Genomic DNA, 18302 nt, shown 5'->3' with positions numbered 1-18302 from the left:
TCTCTCTACACCATATAACCTGTCAAAATGGCGCCGGGTTCTTGACAGCTTTTCTCTCTACACCATATAACCTGTCAAAATAACGATGGATTCTTGACAGCTTTTTGCTCTATACCATATAACCTGTCAAAATAACGATGGATTCTTGACAGCTTTTCGCTCTACACCTCACAACCTGTCAAAATTACGACGGATTTTTGACAGCTTTTCGCTCTATACCTATAAACCTGTCAAAATAACGATGGATTCTTGACAACTTTTCGCTCTACACCATCTAACCTGTCAAAATATCGATGGATTTTTGACAGCTTTTCGCTCTACACCTCACAACCTGTCAAAATTACGACGGATTTTTGACAGCTTTTTGCTCTACACCTCACAACCTGTCAAAATTACGACGGATTTTTGACAGCTTTTTGCTCTATACCTATAAACCTGTCAAAATAGCGCCGGGTTCTTGACAGCTTTTCCCTCTACACCATATAACCTGTCAAAATAACGATGGATTCTTGACAGCTTTTTGCTCTATACCTATAAACCTGTCAAAATAACGATGGATTCTTGACAACTTTTCGCTCTATACCTATAAACCTGTCAAAATAACGATGGATTCTTGACAACTTTTCGCTCTAAACCATCTAACCTGTCAAAAAATCGATGGATTTTTGACAGCTTTTCACACTACTCCTTCAAACCTGTCAAAATTACGACGGATTTTTGACAGCTTTTTGCTCTACAACTATAAACCTGTCAAAATAACGACGGGTTTTTGACAGCTTTTCACACTACTCCTTCAAACCTGTCAAAATAACGATGGATTTTTGACAACTTTTCTCTCTACACCATCCAACCTGTCAAAATAACGACGGGTTTTTGACAGCTTTTCACACTACTCCTTCAAACCTGTCAAGATTCAAAAAGACTGAGAATAAGCAATCTAAATCAGTCAATAATATGGCTGCTTTTTCATCTAATTGAAAAACCATCAAATAATCTGCCACCGTATTCTTCTAATATTTCCTCCGCCAATTTTATGATCATTTGCTTGTTTCCGGTTTTGTAATATATTTCGAACGATCCAATAAATCTTTCAGTAAATTCAGGGTCAAATCTTATTAATTCCCTCACTACCCATTTTGACTTGCCGATCCACCGTTTGTTGGTCCTTAAAATAAATTCTTGAAGTTGGTCAGCCAAACCATTGGCAATGAAGAGTTCTTCTGCCTTATTATTTGTCCCGATGAAATCATCCAGAGTATCGGTGATGAAATATCTCTTGAACTCGATCTCTTTCAGCGTCCATTCGGCAGGACCTTCTTCAATGATACTTTTCGCTTCATCGATTATTTCAGCCAGTAATTCATTATTTCTGATGACCACTCCCTCAGCAACCATTCTGGGCAAACTGGGCCTCGCCCTGCTAATATCGTTTTGAAAAAACTCTCTGCAGGTGTGCAGATTATGTACAAATACTTCAATTGGCCACCCATATGCGACCAATGACTCTCTGTATGCTGAGGGAATATCTTTTATAAAGACCACCATATCCAAATCGGAGGTTTCGGTTGCTTCCCCCCTGGTTACACTCCCGGCCAGAAGCGCTGCGTCACAGTCAGGAAACCGGTCATCTATGAATTTCTTGGCTGTGGCAAGTGGAGATAGTCCTCTTTTCCCTTTCATGCAAATCCCCCCCTCGAAAATAATGTATAAAGGTATTATTATCCAATATTGAGTATTTGTCGATGTAGCATGGATGTTTTAATTGCTAACCTGAGTGGTATCTTACAATATACGAATAGTGGGATCAGGAGGATTTTACTTATGACCGTTTCATTAAAAAAATGGATATTGCCTGCTGGATTAGCAGTTATGTTGATCTCTGGATGCAGCAATGATGAAGCTGAACAGGGAGCAAAACAATTAGAAGAAGAAACAAAAAATGCCGCGAAAGCAACCGAGGAAAAGTCAAAAGAAGTCGTTGATAAAGTAAAAGAAGAAACACCGGGAATCATCCAGAACATGAAGGATACCTACAAGGAAGGTGAACAGGAAGTAAAGGATAACACCCTGCAGTCCGGAGATACGGCCACAGTCCAAAAAGATGCCTATCTTGCACTTTCAGCAGAAGCTTATGATGAACTTTATAAATTGATTGAATTGAATGATGTAGAAGGAGTGGACAAGATCGTAAAAGATCAAGATGTCAAGGAAATCAAGCAGGGAAGTGAAGCAGAAATTGTGGAAAGAGACCTCCGACGCACAAAGGTGAAAATGAAGGATTCAGGCGAAGAAGGTTTTCTCCCGACAAATTTGCTTGAACCTGTGAAATAATCAAATTTAAGACCCTGAGGGTGAACAGGGTCTTTTTCACGCATTATTTTTCTAAAAAAGTATCAGGCATGACAACAGCCACTACTTCCCCTTTAGCACATAATGTTTCTCCAGCATATACTTCTGTTTCTACGCGATATTTCTTTGGATGAATCTCGCGGACGGTTCCTATTGCTTTCAATTCGATTCCATTAGGTGTTGGCTTCAGGAAATCGACATGAAGCGATGCTGTTACAAACCTTGGAGGCTCTGCCCCATTACCTGGTTCGTTACCATTTTTCCGATGCAGGTAGAGGGCAGCTGAACCAGTGCCATGGCAATCCACCAGCGAACCAATCAAACCGCCATATACGAAACCTGGTAATGCCATATGTTCTTTTTTGGGTTTGTATATTGTTATTGTCTTTTCACCGTTCCAACCTGTACGGAAATGATGGCCGTGTTCATTCATCCTTCCGCAGCCATAACACCAGGCAAAATCCTCTGGGTAATCATCCTGTATTGCATTCATCACTTTCTCTTCCAATTTGTTTCCTCCCTTATCAATCCTTATTCAGTAATAATTTCTCTATTCACGGTTAAATCCCTTTAAAAAGCAGGATTTTGCTAATTTCTTTCATTTCTTTAAAACTTGCTTTAAGGGTTCAATCTGTACACTAAAAATCTTTCATTCAGGTTGGGATCCGGTAATTCATATTCAAATACCAGTGCAAATGGTGTCTGCGACTCCAAATAAAAAATATAATCTTCCGATGGAAAATAAAGAATCAAGTCGATTTGCCTCGGTTCCCTTTCAAAAGATAACAGGATATTCTTAACTACCTTCATCATAATCTGCACTGTAAAAGGATTAAAAAAGTAAAATTTATTTTCATCAAGGGAAATTTCATAATCCTCTGCCAAAATGCAGTGAAAATGGATGGCATCCGCTCTGTTACGATGATTCTTCAAATAGTTAAGTTTATTTTCAAGTGCTTCCGAATAGAAGATCTCATTCATTTCAATTCCAGTGACAGTTGAATTGAAACGATAATTAAGATAAAAATTCAAACGCCCTTTACCACACCCAAAGTCAACTATTTGATCATGTCGACTAAGTTCATACTCTTGAAAAAATAACTCAAGTGCCTCGTATGGAGTAGGTTCATAACGATGATAATGCAAGGATGTCATGAATCCTTTCTGTTGGCCCGTGGTTCCAACATTCAGCAATCTATCAAACTGTTGCTCATTCATCAGCATGTTCTCCAATCATAATAGGGATACAGGTTTCTTGAACAAGTCGCAGGATATTGTATTTTATCCATGAGCCTGGATCTATATATAACAACTCTTTCATTTCCCTGTCTCTTTAGGTAAAATTATCGTATTGTTCAGCTACCTACATTTTAACTTATAGGTCTTGAAGAAACATAACTTTTCTATATATATAGCAGGGGGCAGCGAATGTATTCTAAAAAGGAAGCATTAAAGCAGGATTGTCGATATGCCATGGCTGACTGCCTTAACTGAAGATTTTCGTTTTAGCACAACGAGCAGCCCAAAACCTGCTGGTCTTCATTTATTACAATGGTTTGTTAAAAAGGTCTCCCTGGCTTGTTCCCATGATGAAAAAGTTTACACTCAGTTTATCAGGGTGCTGCACCTTAAATCTCACCCTGTCAGCCTGGTCAAACTGAGCCTGCTCGCTAGGATTTTCCGCCCAACAATTTTTAAACCCCGACGATAAACTTGATTGGGGTTTTGATTGTTTTAAAGATTTTTGCATGACTTAAAAAAACACAAATAAAATAGATAAAACACAAATTTTTAAAAATAGAAGGATTTCCCAAGCTGAAAATGTCCATTTTTGTCGCGATATGTGTTAGGCTTTAGATTAAGAAAGAATTTTGGGCTATCCGACTTTTCTTAGTCACCCCTCTTTTAGGAAGGAGTGCTAGAAATGGAGAAAATAAGTGTTTTTATGGATGATTACCGCCGACCGCCAGAGGGTTATATTTTGGCCGAAACGATTGATGAATGTCTGTACCTTCTTCATAATTACGATATCGACCATCTTTCACTCGACCATGACCTTACAAATCATGTAAGGAATGGATTAATGCTCGTGAAAATAATGATTACTAAACAACTTTACGCTGAAAGAATCACCATCCACTCCGCTAACCATACCGGAGGAAAGGCAATGTTCAACAGTTTTAAACAAGCTCAGAAAGACAGCTTGATGCCCAACACCATCAATATTTATTTACGCCCCCTGCCCCTGCATTACTAATGCATATCACTTGACTCTACAAATCCATTCCCTAAGTGCAGATGTCCACAATCCCCTTGCTTACAATTAATTCAGCCACTTTTGATTTAATGGACGCTCTTTTCATTAATAGATTCCTTTTCTGAATAATGATCCAGTAATATTAATTATTTCTGGTTGAACTTAATACTCATTATCAAAAAAGATTAAAAGAGCAATGGATCACATTGCTCTTTCTTGTATTATCGATATTAAATTTTTGTAAAATACGAGTCCCGGGCAAAAGCTTAATTCCCCTCTGGTTTGGCAGCCTTTAAAGAGTATCGAATGATAGGATATAAGCACTTACTGTTACAGCTATAATAATTAGACCAGCTGCAAGCCAAAAATAGAAATCGACTATTAACAATGTTGCAGCTATCGATATCCACATAAGACTGATGCTTAAAATTTTGTTCTTCAGCGTGATTCCGTTTTTCTCACGGAAATCCTTTATATACCCGCCCAGCCATTTATTCCGGATTAATTTTTTGTACAGTTCATCGGACGCTTTGAAATAACAAGCTGCCCCTAACAAGATTAGCGGGGTAGTAGGCAAAAGAGGAACCACGATCCCAATCACTCCTAATATGATTGAGAGCGATCCAATGATGATCAATATAACTTTTACTGCGATGTTCATCGTTCATCCTCCTTGCGGTACTTCGCTAATCAAACTGGCTTACAGGAATGCCAGCCTCTATGTAACTCCTGATTAACTTCCAGCCGAAATCATAAGTGAATGTTTGAAAGAAAAGATTACAAGTATCCATCTTTTTTCCGTCAATAACCAGTTTCGCAATGATTACTGCCATTATTTCTTGCTCCCTGAGCTGAATCCTCTTTACTTCTGCTAAATCCCATACTGCGCCGTTGCTTTTGACAAAATTGAAACCATGCTCCCATCCTCGAATGGATTCATCAAATCCAAAATCATGAATTTTCCCCTGTGTTACTTCTCTTGCCTGGTATTCCCTTGAAATCATCGATTTAAATTGAGTTAAAGAAGACTTCTTCCATTCTTTCAGATATTCTTCAAAAAAGCGATTAAATGACTTTTCCAATTTCCCTGCCCCCTTAAAGCACATTGACAAAATTATCCTATACCATTCTGTTTAATTCAATAACAAAATATAAAAAGCTGCTCCATAGGAACAGCTTGATTATTTAAGAGTAATAGAATGTCTGGTGTAAAAATGACTGTACCGATAGAAAAATTCCACGAGTGCCTCTTGTCCCTGTACGGTAAAGGAATAGCTAGTTCTGGTCGGCTCTTCCTTTTTTTTATAATCAATGCCCTGCTCGGCCGCAAATTCTTCTAAATAGGATTCCAGCTCTTTTTTCTTGATTGTATTCGGTGTATCCGAAAGAGTCGTCTTTTTTGCTGAAATAAAGTTTTCAATACATGAAATTAAATCTCTATTGCTGATAGTCATTATGTTGTAAAATCATCCTTTACAGTAGTTATTTAATCCAATATATGACAATAAAAAAAGCCAGAAAAGGATTAATCAGATTAATCCTTTTCTGACTTATGTTCTGGTTCTATGCCCATTCATTACAATCAGAAGTCATTTTATTTGATTTTTTGAATAAAACTTACAAAATGTTTTTAAGTAAGATTAAGAGTCTTAATCATTACCCTAATAAGTATAGTAACATCTTATCTATTTTTATTCAAGTTCATCTTTAATTAAGGCTTCAAAATGAATAAAGTATAGCTTTTATCCTGTTCGAAATTCCAGTCCACAAAATAATCGGTGATCCTGGCATTAAGATATTTTTCATAGGAATCCCGATGATTTTTAATGACCTTCTTTTCAAGATTTAGCTTTGCAATTTTCAAGGTTTCCGAAAAGCCTAGTTGGATGAATTCTTTTTCCAGACTGATGAGGATACCGTGCCGAACAATGATCAAAGTACGCTCATTTAACAACTTGCAATGAGTTTCTTTTGGGGCCTTTTGTATTTCCATACTGAGTTTGACAGTTTCGTTTTCGATTAAGTCTTTATTATCAAAGCATCCAAAGTTATAAGGGCGGTCATTTTTAAAAATAAACAGGAACATTCCTGATTTGGCTTCAAGATTCCAATCATAATAAAACTCTTTTATTTCATCTTTCGTATTCATCTCGATGTATGATTTAATTTGTTCTTCAAGTGTTTCCATCATTAAGTCTCTTGTTTTTTGCACATAGACACTCTGTTTATTTGAAATAAGTGTGTTTTCCATTGGGGATAAGAAATTGGTGATATAAATTGAAACAAACGGGCTTGAAATCGTGCAAAAAACATTGCCTGGACCACGCCCAAAGTTTTCCCGCAACAAACGTCCAATATATCCACTGATTTCTTTTTCTAATTCAGCAAAATCCATAATCTACCTCACAATGCAATATACTCCTCCTTGTTTTTCCCTCTTTAAGGAGCAATAAAACCATTTATGAATCGTATTTAAATTTAGGATTTATCCCTTGAATTATGTATCATTTAATTAGTGTTCATCGTTATATTTATGATTTGTATTGGGAATAGTACTTCTTGAATGAAAGGGGGCGGAATCTTGGAAAGCAATCATAATACCATCAAAATGACAGCAGCCGATTTATCCTTCATATGGGCCACGACTTAAGCGACACTACGTCAATATGTGTCCTGCATTATTTTTTGCAGAACATTGAAGTTCCAGAAATCAAAATATTGGTGGAGCATGCACTGGAACTTTCACAACAGCATGTCGCTAAATTCAAAGAGATGTTCATCAATGAAAACATTTCTGTTACGCATGGGTTTACAGAACAGGATGTCAATCTGAAATCAGAAAGACAGTTCTCTGATATCTTTCATCTGAAATACTTGAACTACCCGCCACTTAACTGCTCTTTCGAACCGTTTGAAGTGGGGGATGTTTGGGAAAATACGAAACTTAAACGCCTTTTTCACTAGCACTAAACTCACCCTGCCCAACAGGAACATATGTTCCAATTATATCATGCCAGTTAGTGCTTTGGCTCTCGCCAACCGACATTCATCTCCCCTTATCTCAAGGCTAAATGAACTTCTCTCGATTGAAGAGGGAGTCTGCTGTCTTATAATGATAAAAATAATGCACTCAACGCTTGAGTGCATTAATCCTTGGTTATTCCCTTTTTTTCCTGATGGAGACACTTTTGTTAAAACTATCCTAAAAAGGGTCTCCGTTACCTTGATGGAGACCCTTTCTAAAGTTCTACTGTTTAACCACTGGCTGTGTCTCCTGCAATAAGAGACCAGATCTTCTGTTATTAGTAGCAATGATGTATACCGCGGCAACGGCGATGGCTACGGCAATATAGGAACCGAGGTTGAATATTCCTTTTTGTGAGTACCAGACAATTGAGTAGCCAACCGATCCGGTAAGCAATGCGTAATATGTGAATGGGAAGAGAGTTTTCCTGATGACAGCGCCTTCTTTTCCTACCAGGCCAACGACCGCGGATGCAGCTACCACATTATGCACACATATCATGTTTCCAGCTGCGCCTCCAACTGCCTGGAGAGCAACGATCCAGGTAGGATCGACACCGATGTTTGATCCTACGTTATACTGGAATAAAGAGAACATCATATTGCTGACCGTGTTGCTGCCGGCGATAAACGCGCCCATACCTCCAATGAAGGTTGAGAACAGCGGCCAATTATCTCCTGCCAGGGCAGCCACCCCATTTGCAAGTTCAATCGGCATCTTATCAAATCCCGCAGCCCCGCCACCGGTGTTCAGGAAAACCTGAACCATTGGCACGGTAAAAATAAGTGCAGTTGAAGCAGAAATCATGGTTTTGCCGGACTGGAACCATGCTTTTTTGTATGCGCTTGCATTCATTCCATGCAGGAAATAGGTAATCAGGGAGACGATGATGAAAATGGTTCCCGGCAAGTACAACGGCTGAAAGCTGGATGTAATTCCTGAGCCGAATATGTCTTCAAATGATACGGTCCATGCTTTAAACCACCCTGCTATCGGAAGGGAATTGAGCCTTGTCAGGATCAATAGCACACCAACGAGAACATAAGGTGTCCATGCACGAAACATGCTCATGCTGCCGCTTTTATGGGTAACATCCTTGATTTCAAGATTGCCGATCCATTCAGCATCCCACTTTGATTTTTCTTCAAAATCCCATTCTTCTTCTTTCGATGGCATCAGGAATCCTTTTTTAGCGGCAAAAATGACAATCACCAATCCAACCAGGCCGCCAATCATTGAAGGGAACTCTGGTCCTAGGATGTTCACGACAATTATATATGGAATCGTCATCGCAAACGAAGCGAACAGTGCAAATTTCCAGACTTTGATTCCTTCCGAGAACGATTTGTTTTTCCCGAAATACCTTGTCATCAGGGCAACAACAAACAATGGTACCAGGGTTCCTGCAATCATATGCAGCAGAGCAACCTTTACAGCAATGAGATCCACGAGGCCAAGGAAATCACTCGTGATGCTTGAGTCTGCGGATAATCCTGTAAAAACGCCTACAAGCATCGGAGTCCCAACTGCACCAAACGAGACTGGGGTACTCTGGATGACCATACCGGCCACTACCGCCGCCATAGCCGGAAATCCCAGTCCGACCAGTAAAGGTACAGCCACCGCTGCTGGAGTGCCGAATCCTGCGGAGCCTTCAATGAACGAGCCAAACAGCCAGGCAATAATGATAACCTGTATCCTTCTGTCCGCTGAAATATCGGTGAATCCCTGGCGGATTGTTTTTATCCCGCCGCTTTCCTGTAAAGTGTTCAACAGCAAGATCGCTCCAAAAATAATGTAAAGAAGATTTCCTGCTACAATCAACCCATGAACTGAGGCAGCACCAACATTGGCACCAGGCACTTTCCATACGAACAAGGCAAGGCCTATGGCCACCAAATATGAAATTGGCATCGCCTTGCTTGCTGGCCATCTTAGTCCGACCAGAAAAATACCTACCGCAAGAATCGGCAGCAAGGATAAAAACGCTAACAATCCAGTACTCACAAAACACCATCTCCCTTTTGTTTGATAATAAAAAACAATGAATTCTATTGTTGCGAATCACGCAACATTGTTATATAACTATAAGATTCATGTTATATAACACCTATTTCTTATTATACAAACAATCCAGTCCGAATTTCAACAATTTTAAGAAAATTTAGATTATTATATTAATAAAAGGATTTTTTTGCCTTTATAAATTAACAGGTCTCAATTGCATATAAAGCTGGGAAACAGATGTTTTGTCAAAGATTAAATATTTTTTGAAGTTAAATGGTATGGATGATTTTTCAAAAGAACAGCAGGTTAAATGCGGGTTGGGTTTTATATCTAAAAAAACAAAAAAATTTGCCCGATATAACATCGAACAAATTTTTTGACTCTTCTTAATTAAGTTGATTTGGTTTTGAGTAGCCAAGTCGTGAAGAAATCCTCAGCCCCACATTGACCATCTTCTTTTTCAGCTGCTCAAGTCTTTCCTCGGTCATCCGGATTGATGGTCCTGAAATACTGACAGCAGCAACAACTTTTCCAAGATGGTCGAAAATAGGGACGGCAATACAGGTGATTCCACTTTCATTCTCTTCAAGGTCAAGAGCATATCCCGCTTTTTTTACCCGGATCAACTCCTCGAACAAGACATTTTTTTCAGTAATGGTCTTATCTGTGTGTATTGGCAGGCCTTTACGGTCAATGATTTCCTGGACGATGGCAGTTGGCTGATAAGCAAGAATCGCTTTTCCTACGGATGTACAGTGCATAGGAGCACGCTTTCCAACCTTTGAATGCATCCTTAATGTCTCAGTTCCTTCCAGTTTCTCAATATAAACGACCTCTCCCTGATCATATACGACAAGATGGATGACTTCATTAGTCTCATTCTCCAGCTCCTGGAGGAATGGTCTAGCTTCTGCTCTCAAATCGATTGAATCAAGCAGTTTAGAGCTGATTTCCAGAAATTTATACCCCAGTTTATAACGGCCTGTTGACTCGTCTTGTTCAATATAACCATATTGAGCAAGAGTTGACAGTATTCTGTAAACAGAGCTTTTATTAATATCTATTTGTTTTGAAATCTCTGTTACTCCTAATCCGCCCTTTTTCAAACTGACCAACTGGATGATATCAAGTGCACGGCTGACTGATTTAACAACATTTTCCCTTTCCACTTTCCCTCACCTCATGTACTGCTGCCCCTTGAATAGTTTGCGGTGTTGTCAGCTGGCAGTTGTTTTTTCCTTGACAGCTGTAAAAACATTCTTAAGCGTTCCTATCTCATCAATCTGACACTCAATTACATCTTCTGAGCCCACTAGCTCTGCACCTACTGGACTGCCTGTAAGGATGACATCCCCGGGTTTAAGCGTCATGACCTTTGTCAAATAAGAAATCATTTTGCGGATTGGAATGATCATCAACTCAGCAGGGCTGTTTTGTTTTTCAACACCGTTTAAATTTGCCTTTACATTTACTTTGAAAGGGTCGAGTTCAGTTTCGATTACTGGTCCAAGTGGTGTAAAGGTATCAAAGGATTTGCCGATTGTCCAATGTCCATCCTGGTGGAAAAAGCTTGGTGCTGTGACATCGTTGCCGATCGTATAACCAAACACATAGTCTAAAACTTCCGATTCTGAAATATTCCTTGCTTCTTTCCCAATCACGACGGCAAGTTCAGATTCAAATTTAACTTGTTCTGTTCCTTCAGGTATGATGATTTCTTCTTCAGTCCCGATAACAGAAGATACAGGTTTAAAGAAAAACACAGGAATCTCCGGAAGTTCAGATGGGAGATCCTCCTTTTTCGCAACAAAATTGGCGCCGATTCCAATTATTTGGTTTGGAACAAGAGGGGCAAGGAACTTAACCTCTTCAGCTGAAAAGACTTCTCCTGAATAATCCCAGCTACCCAACATATCTCCTGAAATGCCCTTGATGCCTTCATCCGTAACGACACCTGAATACTCCTTTGTATCAACTGTAAATCTAGCGAATTTCATCCTTTTGCTCCTCTCAGACTCTAAGGTTCATTAGAGTTATCTATGCAGTTTATGGTTTATTGCATGTTTATTTAAAATAAGAAACTATTTTTCTTGACCTGTTTTTTACATATGGAACAGGGGCACTCTTATCTGGATAGAATGCCCCAGTTGAAATAGATTAGTTTTTCACAGCATACTTTGCTTTAGCTTCCTGCCGGCGGCGATGGAGGATTGGCTCTGTATATCCATTTGGCTGTTCAAACCCGCGAAACACAAGGTCGCATGCGGCCTGGAAAGCAACCGAGTTGTCAAAGTCCTCTGCCATTGGGCGGTAGGAAGGATCCAGCTCATTTTGCTTGTCAACGACTTTTGCCATACGTTGTAAAGTCTCAAGTACTTGATCTTTAGTGCAAACTCCATGATGAAGCCAGTTTGCCATATGCTGGCTGGAAATCCTTAATGTTGCCCTGTCCTCCATCAATCCTACATCATTGATGTCAGGAACTTTGGAGCAGCCAATTCCTGACTCCACCCAGCGGACCACATAACCGAGGATTCCCTGTGCGTTATTATCCAGCTCTTCCTGGATTTCCTCTTCCTTCCATTGAGGATTGTCAGCGACAGGGATTTGCAGGATATCATCACGGTAATCCTTTGATTCGCCTGCCAGCTGGTCCTGGACTTCAAATACATCCACCTGATGGTAGTGAAGCGCGTGTAAAGTCGCAGCTGTTGGAGATGGCACCCATGCAGTATTGGCTCCCGCCTTTAAGTGGCCAATCTTTTGCTCAAGCATTGGTCCCATCAAATCAGGCATCGCCCACATCCCTTTACCGATTTGCGCATGTTCTTGGAAACCAACATCAAGTCCTGTTGCAACATTGGACTTTTCATAAGCCTGAAGCCAAACGGATGATTTCATATCATTTTTGCGGACCATTGGACCAGCTTCCATTGAAGTATGCATCTCATCGCCAGTACGGTCGAGGAATCCAGTGTTGATGAATACGACCCTGTCTTTCACTTCACGGATACAAGCCTTAAGGTTTAGACTTGTACGGCGTTCTTCATCCATTACTCCGATTTTAAGAGTATTGCGTTCAAGACCGACTAAATCCTCTGTCCGGTCGAACAACTCATTGGCAAACGCAACTTCCCTTGAGCCATGCATTTTAGGTTTTACAATATAGACTGAACCCTTGGAGGAATTCTGGTATTTTGTATTTCCAATTACGGAATGTTTAGCGATCAAGCTAGTAAAGACCGTATCGAGGATACCTTCTGGAACTTCATTTCCTTCGGCATCAAGGACAGCATTGCTTGTCATCAAGTGGCCCACATTGCGAACGAACATAAGTGAGCGGCCTTTAAGGGTAAATTCCTCCCCATTAGGAGCTGAGTACTGGCGGTCAGGATTCATCGTCCTGGTCATGCTGCGGCCATTCTTGTTGAATGTCGCGGAAAGATCACCCTTTTGCAATCCCAGCCAGCTGCGATAAACGACAACTTTGTCCTCAGCATCAACCGCTGCGACAGAATCCTCGCAGTCCATGATTGTTGTCAGTGCTGCTTCAAGCAGGATATCTTTTACCCTGGCTTTATCAGTCTTGCCAATCGGATGTTCCTGATCGATCTGGATTTCAAAATGCAAACGGTTATTTTTCAGCAATACAGCCTTTGGTGCATCAGCATCTCCCTGGTAACCTGCCAGCTTTTCCTCTTCCTTTAAGCCAGTTCTGGTACCGCCAGAAAGTGTAACAGCCAGCTTTCCATCAACAACGGCATATTTCTCTGCATCTTTATGGGATCCCTCCGCTAATGGGGCAGCCTTGTCAAGAAAATCCCTGCCATAAGCGATAACTTTATCACCGCGTACCGGATTGTAGCCAAGACCTTTTTCTGCTCCATTTTCTTCACTGATGGCATCTGTGCCATAAAGCGCATCATACAGACTTCCCCAGCGTGCATTTGCCGCATTGATCGCATAGCGTGCGTTATTGACTGGGACGACCAGCTGCGGACCTGCCTGCAAAGCAACCTCTTCATCAACAGCTTCTGTAGTGACCTGGTAATCTTCCGTTTCCGGCTCCAGGTAACCGATTTCATTTAGGAACGACTTATATTTTTCAAAATCGAAATCTCCGTTGTTTTCCCTATGCCATGAATTCAGTTTTTCCTGGATTTCGTCGCGGACCTTCAAAAGCTCCCTGTTTCTTGGGGCCAGTTCCTGGACCAGACTGCCCAATCCGGACCAGAACTGTTCCTGATCCACCCCTGTTCCCGGAAGAACCTCGGAATTGATAAATTCATATAGTTCTCCTGCTACCTGTAAGTTGCCCGCTTTTACATAGTCTGCCATGCGAATACTTTCCTCCCTTTACCTTTTCGTTAATAAGTATTTGTTTCTTATTACGAAACGCTGTTTCAAAATTTCTTTAAAAAAATCATATCATGAATTTCGGTTGCATTTCAAATATTTTATCCCTTTTGATTATTCTGATTTTTATTGAGATGAAGCCGCGGCAATTTCCTTTTTCACCTCGACACAACGTCCAGGAGATGGAAAGAGTTTTCCAGCATTCAAGAGATTTTTAGGGTTGAATACCTGCCTGATTTCTGTTTGTGCATGGATTTCCTCGTCATTGAACACAAACCGCATTTCTTCCCTTTTCTCTATTCCAACTCCATGTTCACCGGTTATCGTTCCGCCGACATCTGCACAAACCTTCAGACACATGCTTCCGGCTTCCAGCGCTCTTTCGGATTCCCCCGGCTTTCTCGCATCAAACAGAACGAGTGGGTGCAGGTTCCCATCCCCGGCATGAAAGATATTGGCGATCCTCAGCCCAAATTCTTCGCTTATTTCATTGATCCGCTTTAAAACCTCAGGGAGCCTGCTTCTTGGGATAACGCCATCCTGTACTAAATAATCAGGTGATATTGCGCCCATCGCTCCAAAACCCGTTTTCCGGTTGGCCCACCATCTTGCTCTTTCCTGTTCACTCTGGGCTGCTTTTACTTCGCGGACATTATTGTTATTGCATACCTCAAGAATCTGGTTGATCTGTTCATCGAGGCCAGCGGCAATTCCATCCACTTCGATCAGGAGCACAGCCTCTATGTCCTTTGGATGCCCTACAGGAAAAGCGGCTGCCTCCACGCCTTCAATCGCCGTTTGATCCATCATCTCCAGTGCAGCAGGGACAATTCCAGCTGAAATAATATCTGATACAGCTTTGCTGCCATCTGCTACTTTATCAAAGTAGGCAAGCACGGTTTGCTTTCCTTCTGGATTCTTCAATATCCTTACAGTTATTTTTGTAACAATCCCCAATGTGCCTTCGGAACCAGTCAATAATCCAAGCAGGTCGTAGCCCGGCAGATCCGGGATACCATCTTTTCCGATTTCTATAATATCCCCATTTGGCAGGACAACCTCAAGTCCGAGAATATGGTTCGTCGTAACACCATATTTCAGGCAATGCGCTCCCCCAGCGTTCTCGGCCACATTCCCGCCGATCGTACAGCAATACTGGCTCGATGGATCCGGAGCATAATAATATCCCTTATCTGAAATGGAGTTGGTAAGTTTAAGGTTGACAAATCCTGGTTCCACCACTGCACGTCTGTTTTCAAAATCAACACTCAGGAGTTTTTTCATCCGGACCATGCTGATGATTACCTCTCCGTTCAAAGGAATTGCTCCTCCGCTCAGACCCGTTCCTGCCCCTCTTGCTAAAAATGGCAGTTCACTTTCATGACAGTATTTAACGATGGCAGCAACTTCAGCTGTATTCTTCGGGAAAACGACAACCCTTGGCAGATGCTTATGGATGGTGAAACCGTCACAGTCATAGGCAAGAAGATCTTCCTTTTCATAGAGAACGGACTTGCGGACAGGATCATAACCGACGATTTTAGCTAGATTCAGGACATGAGGGTCCTTCGATTGAATACCTTTCTTTGCCATCATTCACCCTCCTTCTGGCTATCTTCTTTTTGATAAGCCCAATCAAGCAGCTGAATCGTATGGACAACCTTTTGATTTCTTCCGTGCTTCTCGACTCCGATTGCCATCTGAAGCATGCATCCCGGATTCCCCATCGAAATCATCTCAACATCTTCCGGGACATTTTCCATTTTGCTTTCAAGGACAGCACCGGCCATATCAGGGTTTGTGATGTTATAGATTCCCGCACTGCCGCAGCAGCGGTCAGAGTTAGGCATATGCACCATTTCCACTCCAGGGATATTCAAAAGAAGATCCCGCGGTTCCTGTCTTATTCCCTGTCCATGTGCCAGGTGGCAAGCATCATGATAGGTCATCCTGACGTTCATCGCTGCTTTTGGCTTTTCATATCCAGTGTCATGAAGATATTTAGAAATGTCTTCAACCTTCTTGGAGAACTCCAACGCCCTGTCATGCCACTCGGGATCGTCGCGGAACAATTCATGGTACTCCTTTAGCATGCTTCCGCATCCCGCTGCGTTAACAATGACTTTATCAGCATCCTTGAATGCTTCAATATTTTTCCTGGCAAGCTTCCTGCCTGTTTCCCTGTCACCAGCATGGACATGCAGTGCCCCGCAGCATGTTTGATTCCTCGGAATGATGACATCGTTGCCATTTCGGGTCAATACATTTATGGTTGCTTCATTGACATCACTGAACATGACGTCCATTACGCAGCCAGTCAGCATCGCTACTTCATTTTTTGTTTCTGTTTTCGCCTTGATCACATCGACATTCTGATATTTTTTGCGTACAGGTTCATGTACCTCCGGCATGATTGCTTCCATTTCCACAAGGTGTTTCGGCATGATGTTGATCAGCCCCGTTTTCCTGACTGCCTTCTGAATGCCGCTCTTTTGGTAAAATTTCAGCAGGCTGCCCAAGGAATTAAGGCGATTTTGATGCGGGAACAACTCTTGAAGGAACAGTTTGTTTACTGCACCCTTCCAGCCTGTCAGCGGCATCGCCTGGCGAATTTGTCCGCGGGCTTCTTCAATCAGGCCACCGACATTGACATCGGCAGGACAGGCAGTTGTACAGGCACGACAATCGAGACAGGCGAACACAGGATCCATGAACTGCTCATTTACCGAGAGTTTGCCTTCTGCAACCGACTTGATCAAATGGACCCTTCCTCGCGGAGAATGCTGTTCCTGACCCGTAAGTTCATAGGTTGGGCAAGATTCTAGACACATGCCGCAATGGACACAGTCGGCCCATTTATTTTCATCTGGAAGGTCGCTCCAGAGGTAATTGCCTAAAGTCTTGGAACTGCAAGCAGGCTCTTGCTTTAAATCTATCTCTCGTAAACTCACAATTATATCCCCCCAACAAAACGTCCAGGATTCAGGACTCGATTTGGATCAATCTTTGTTTTGATTCCATCCAGAATGAACTGGTGTGCCTGCTTTTCTCCCCATACATTTACCATTTTGCGCTGTTCAAGGGGTAAATGCCTGACTACAGCATAACCGCTAAGTTCTTCAGCTTTGCTTCTTAAAGGATGGATTGCAGAATTAATGTCTGCCTCTGCTCCCTTCAGTACCAACTGGCTTATTCCATGACCAAGACCGCCATGCGCTTCTATGAGCAGATTATGGGAATCCTGTACCACCTGACATTCCTGCAATATTTTGATTACATTCATATTCACAGTGCCGATCTTCAATATTGCTTCTGTTTGTTTTTCAGTATTACTAACAGCAGCATTTGGCACGAATCCATAAAATTCATTCCAGAATGATCTTGCCTCTTCATTCCGAAGGATGTCCAGACTGGACTCAGATGGCTTATGCTTCTGGATAAAATCTTCCTGATACATCACGGAGCTTTCCACATCTTCGAGACTGACTGCCATGGTGTAAACCTTTTCATTTAAGAGTTTTGCTGATAATGAGGGATTGATCAGCTCCAGGGCAACTGGTTCAATTACCGTATCCAGCAGTTTTACAGCAAAAGTCCTTGCATCTTCCAGACTTTCTTGACGAAATTTAAGAAGTACCAGGCTTTCGTATTTTGCCACAGGACGAAGCTTCAAGGTGATTTCGGAAATCACTCCAAGAGTGCCCATTGCCCCGATAAACAATTTGTTCATATCATAGCCTGCAACATTCTTTACAACCTTTCCTCCTGAGCGGATGACAGTACCGTCTGGATAAACAATCCGGAGTCCGATGACTGCATCACGCGCCGACCCATAGCCAAGCCGTTTGGGTCCGCTGTCATTGGCAGAAATTATACCGCCAATTGTCGCATAGGCAGGCAAGAATGGATCAAGTGCGATTTTTTGGTTAAAATCCAGCAAATAATCCTGGATTTCTTTAAAGGTGGTACCCGGTTTAACTGTAAGTGTCATATCCCCGGGAACATGCTCGACGATTCCTTTACAATTGGACAGTGACAGAAGGATATCTGCACTTTCAGTTGTTCCCCCGTATCCTTTTTTTGTCCCTCCGCCAATGACATTCACGGTTTTATTTGTCTCATTGGCATATTTTAATAGACTTGCGATTTCCTTTTCGGTATTCGGAAATACTGTCAACACCCCTCCATTGCCAAAAGGTTGCTTTCCGTCTCCTCCTTCCGATATCTGAGTTTCAGGAAAAACAGCTTTTATCTCCGTTAAAAGCTCTGCGGTAATCATGGCAGCCCTCCAACTGTTTCTGAGTAAGA

Annotated in this window: 17 protein-coding genes; 3 read left to right on the top strand and 14 right to left on the bottom strand. The window is 41.6% G+C overall.

The window, feature by feature from the left end:
- Positions 1-966: 966 nt before the first annotated feature.
- On the bottom strand, positions 967-1680 hold the full coding sequence (locus FS736_RS20180) for a nucleotidyltransferase domain-containing protein (protein WP_144480714.1): 714 nt from the start codon (positions 1678-1680) through the stop codon (positions 967-969).
- Positions 1681-1821: 141 nt separating this feature from the next.
- On the opposite strand from FS736_RS20180, the gene FS736_RS20175 reads away from it, so the two are divergent.
- Positions 1822-2331 (top strand): hypothetical protein, encoded by a 510-nt coding sequence (locus tag FS736_RS20175; RefSeq protein ID WP_144480712.1) that lies wholly within the window; start codon positions 1822-1824, stop codon positions 2329-2331.
- 43 nt (positions 2332-2374) lie between these two features.
- On the opposite strand, the gene FS736_RS20170 is transcribed toward FS736_RS20175, so the two are convergent.
- Both FS736_RS20170 and FS736_RS20165 read right to left on the bottom strand, forming a co-directional pair.
- On the bottom strand, positions 2375-2842 hold the full coding sequence (locus tag FS736_RS20170; protein ID WP_395883626.1) for a PaaI family thioesterase: 468 nt from the start codon (positions 2840-2842) through the stop codon (positions 2375-2377).
- A 125-nt stretch (positions 2843-2967) separates the two neighbouring features.
- On the bottom strand, positions 2968-3567 hold the full coding sequence (locus FS736_RS20165) for a methyltransferase (RefSeq protein WP_144480708.1): 600 nt from the start codon (positions 3565-3567) through the stop codon (positions 2968-2970).
- Between the two features lie 706 nt (positions 3568-4273).
- Here FS736_RS20165 and FS736_RS20160 point away from each other — a divergent pair.
- On the top strand, positions 4274-4606 hold the full coding sequence (locus FS736_RS20160; protein ID WP_144480706.1) for a cyclic-phosphate processing receiver domain-containing protein: 333 nt from the start codon (positions 4274-4276) through the stop codon (positions 4604-4606).
- Between the two features lie 292 nt (positions 4607-4898).
- Here FS736_RS20160 and FS736_RS20155 read toward each other — a convergent pair whose 3' ends face one another.
- The 4 genes from FS736_RS20155 to FS736_RS20140 all read right to left on the bottom strand — a co-directional run bounded on the left by FS736_RS20155 (position 4899) and on the right by FS736_RS20140 (position 7001).
- Positions 4899-5267, bottom strand: coding sequence for a YbaN family protein (locus FS736_RS20155; RefSeq protein WP_144480704.1), 369 nt, complete (start codon positions 5265-5267; stop codon positions 4899-4901).
- A 25-nt stretch (positions 5268-5292) separates the two neighbouring features.
- A complete protein-coding gene (locus tag FS736_RS20150; protein ID WP_144480702.1) occupies positions 5293-5688 on the bottom strand; it encodes a flavoprotein in 396 nt (131 codons plus the stop codon).
- A 99-nt stretch (positions 5689-5787) separates the two neighbouring features.
- Positions 5788-6060 (bottom strand): hypothetical protein, encoded by a 273-nt coding sequence (locus FS736_RS20145; protein WP_144480700.1) that lies wholly within the window; start codon positions 6058-6060, stop codon positions 5788-5790.
- Positions 6061-6317: 257 nt separating this feature from the next.
- The gene (locus tag FS736_RS20140) at positions 6318-7001 is read right to left on the bottom strand and encodes a Na-translocating system protein MpsC family protein (protein WP_144480698.1); all 684 of its coding nucleotides are present in this window, start codon (positions 6999-7001) and stop codon (positions 6318-6320) included.
- A 239-nt stretch (positions 7002-7240) separates the two neighbouring features.
- Between FS736_RS20140 and FS736_RS20135 the strand changes: the two genes are divergently transcribed.
- The gene (locus FS736_RS20135) at positions 7241-7570 is read left to right on the top strand and encodes a DUF3231 family protein (protein WP_144480696.1); all 330 of its coding nucleotides are present in this window, start codon (positions 7241-7243) and stop codon (positions 7568-7570) included.
- A 283-nt stretch (positions 7571-7853) separates the two neighbouring features.
- On the opposite strand, the gene FS736_RS20130 is transcribed toward FS736_RS20135, so the two are convergent.
- From FS736_RS20130 to FS736_RS20100, 7 genes are all read right to left on the bottom strand, one after another.
- Complete coding sequence (locus tag FS736_RS20130) at positions 7854-9638, bottom strand: L-lactate permease (protein ID WP_144480694.1); 1785 nt, start codon at positions 9636-9638, stop codon at positions 7854-7856.
- Between the two features lie 386 nt (positions 9639-10024).
- On the bottom strand, positions 10025-10807 hold the full coding sequence (locus tag FS736_RS20125) for an IclR family transcriptional regulator (RefSeq protein WP_144480692.1): 783 nt from the start codon (positions 10805-10807) through the stop codon (positions 10025-10027).
- A gap of 48 nt (positions 10808-10855) precedes the next feature.
- On the bottom strand, positions 10856-11635 hold the full coding sequence (locus tag FS736_RS20120; protein WP_144480690.1) for a fumarylacetoacetate hydrolase family protein: 780 nt from the start codon (positions 11633-11635) through the stop codon (positions 10856-10858).
- A 160-nt stretch (positions 11636-11795) separates the two neighbouring features.
- Positions 11796-13976 carry a malate synthase G gene (locus FS736_RS20115; protein ID WP_144480688.1) on the bottom strand — a complete coding sequence of 727 codons (2181 nt, stop codon included), beginning with the start codon at positions 13974-13976 and terminating at the stop codon, positions 11796-11798.
- 144 nt (positions 13977-14120) lie between these two features.
- Entirely contained in the window at positions 14121-15587 is a 1467-nt protein-coding gene (locus FS736_RS20110) for an FAD-linked oxidase C-terminal domain-containing protein (RefSeq protein ID WP_144480891.1), read from the bottom strand.
- Positions 15587-16945: a (Fe-S)-binding protein gene (locus tag FS736_RS20105; RefSeq protein ID WP_144480686.1), complete on the bottom strand. Its 1359-nt coding sequence runs from the start codon at positions 16943-16945 to the stop codon at positions 15587-15589. Before FS736_RS20105 ends, FS736_RS20110 begins: the two co-directional genes overlap by 1 nt.
- 2 nt (positions 16946-16947) lie before the next feature.
- Entirely contained in the window at positions 16948-18273 is a 1326-nt protein-coding gene (locus FS736_RS20100; protein WP_144480684.1) for an FAD-binding oxidoreductase, read from the bottom strand.
- Positions 18274-18302: the final 29 nt, after the last annotated feature.

It is taken from the genome of Cytobacillus oceanisediminis 2691, assembly GCF_007678455.1.
In the GTDB taxonomy this organism is placed as follows: Bacteria; Bacillota; Bacilli; order Bacillales; family Cytobacillaceae; genus Mesobacillus; species Mesobacillus oceanisediminis_A.
The sequence above is the reverse complement of the archived record's forward strand: the minus strand, read 5'-3'. Positions and strand labels throughout refer to the sequence as shown.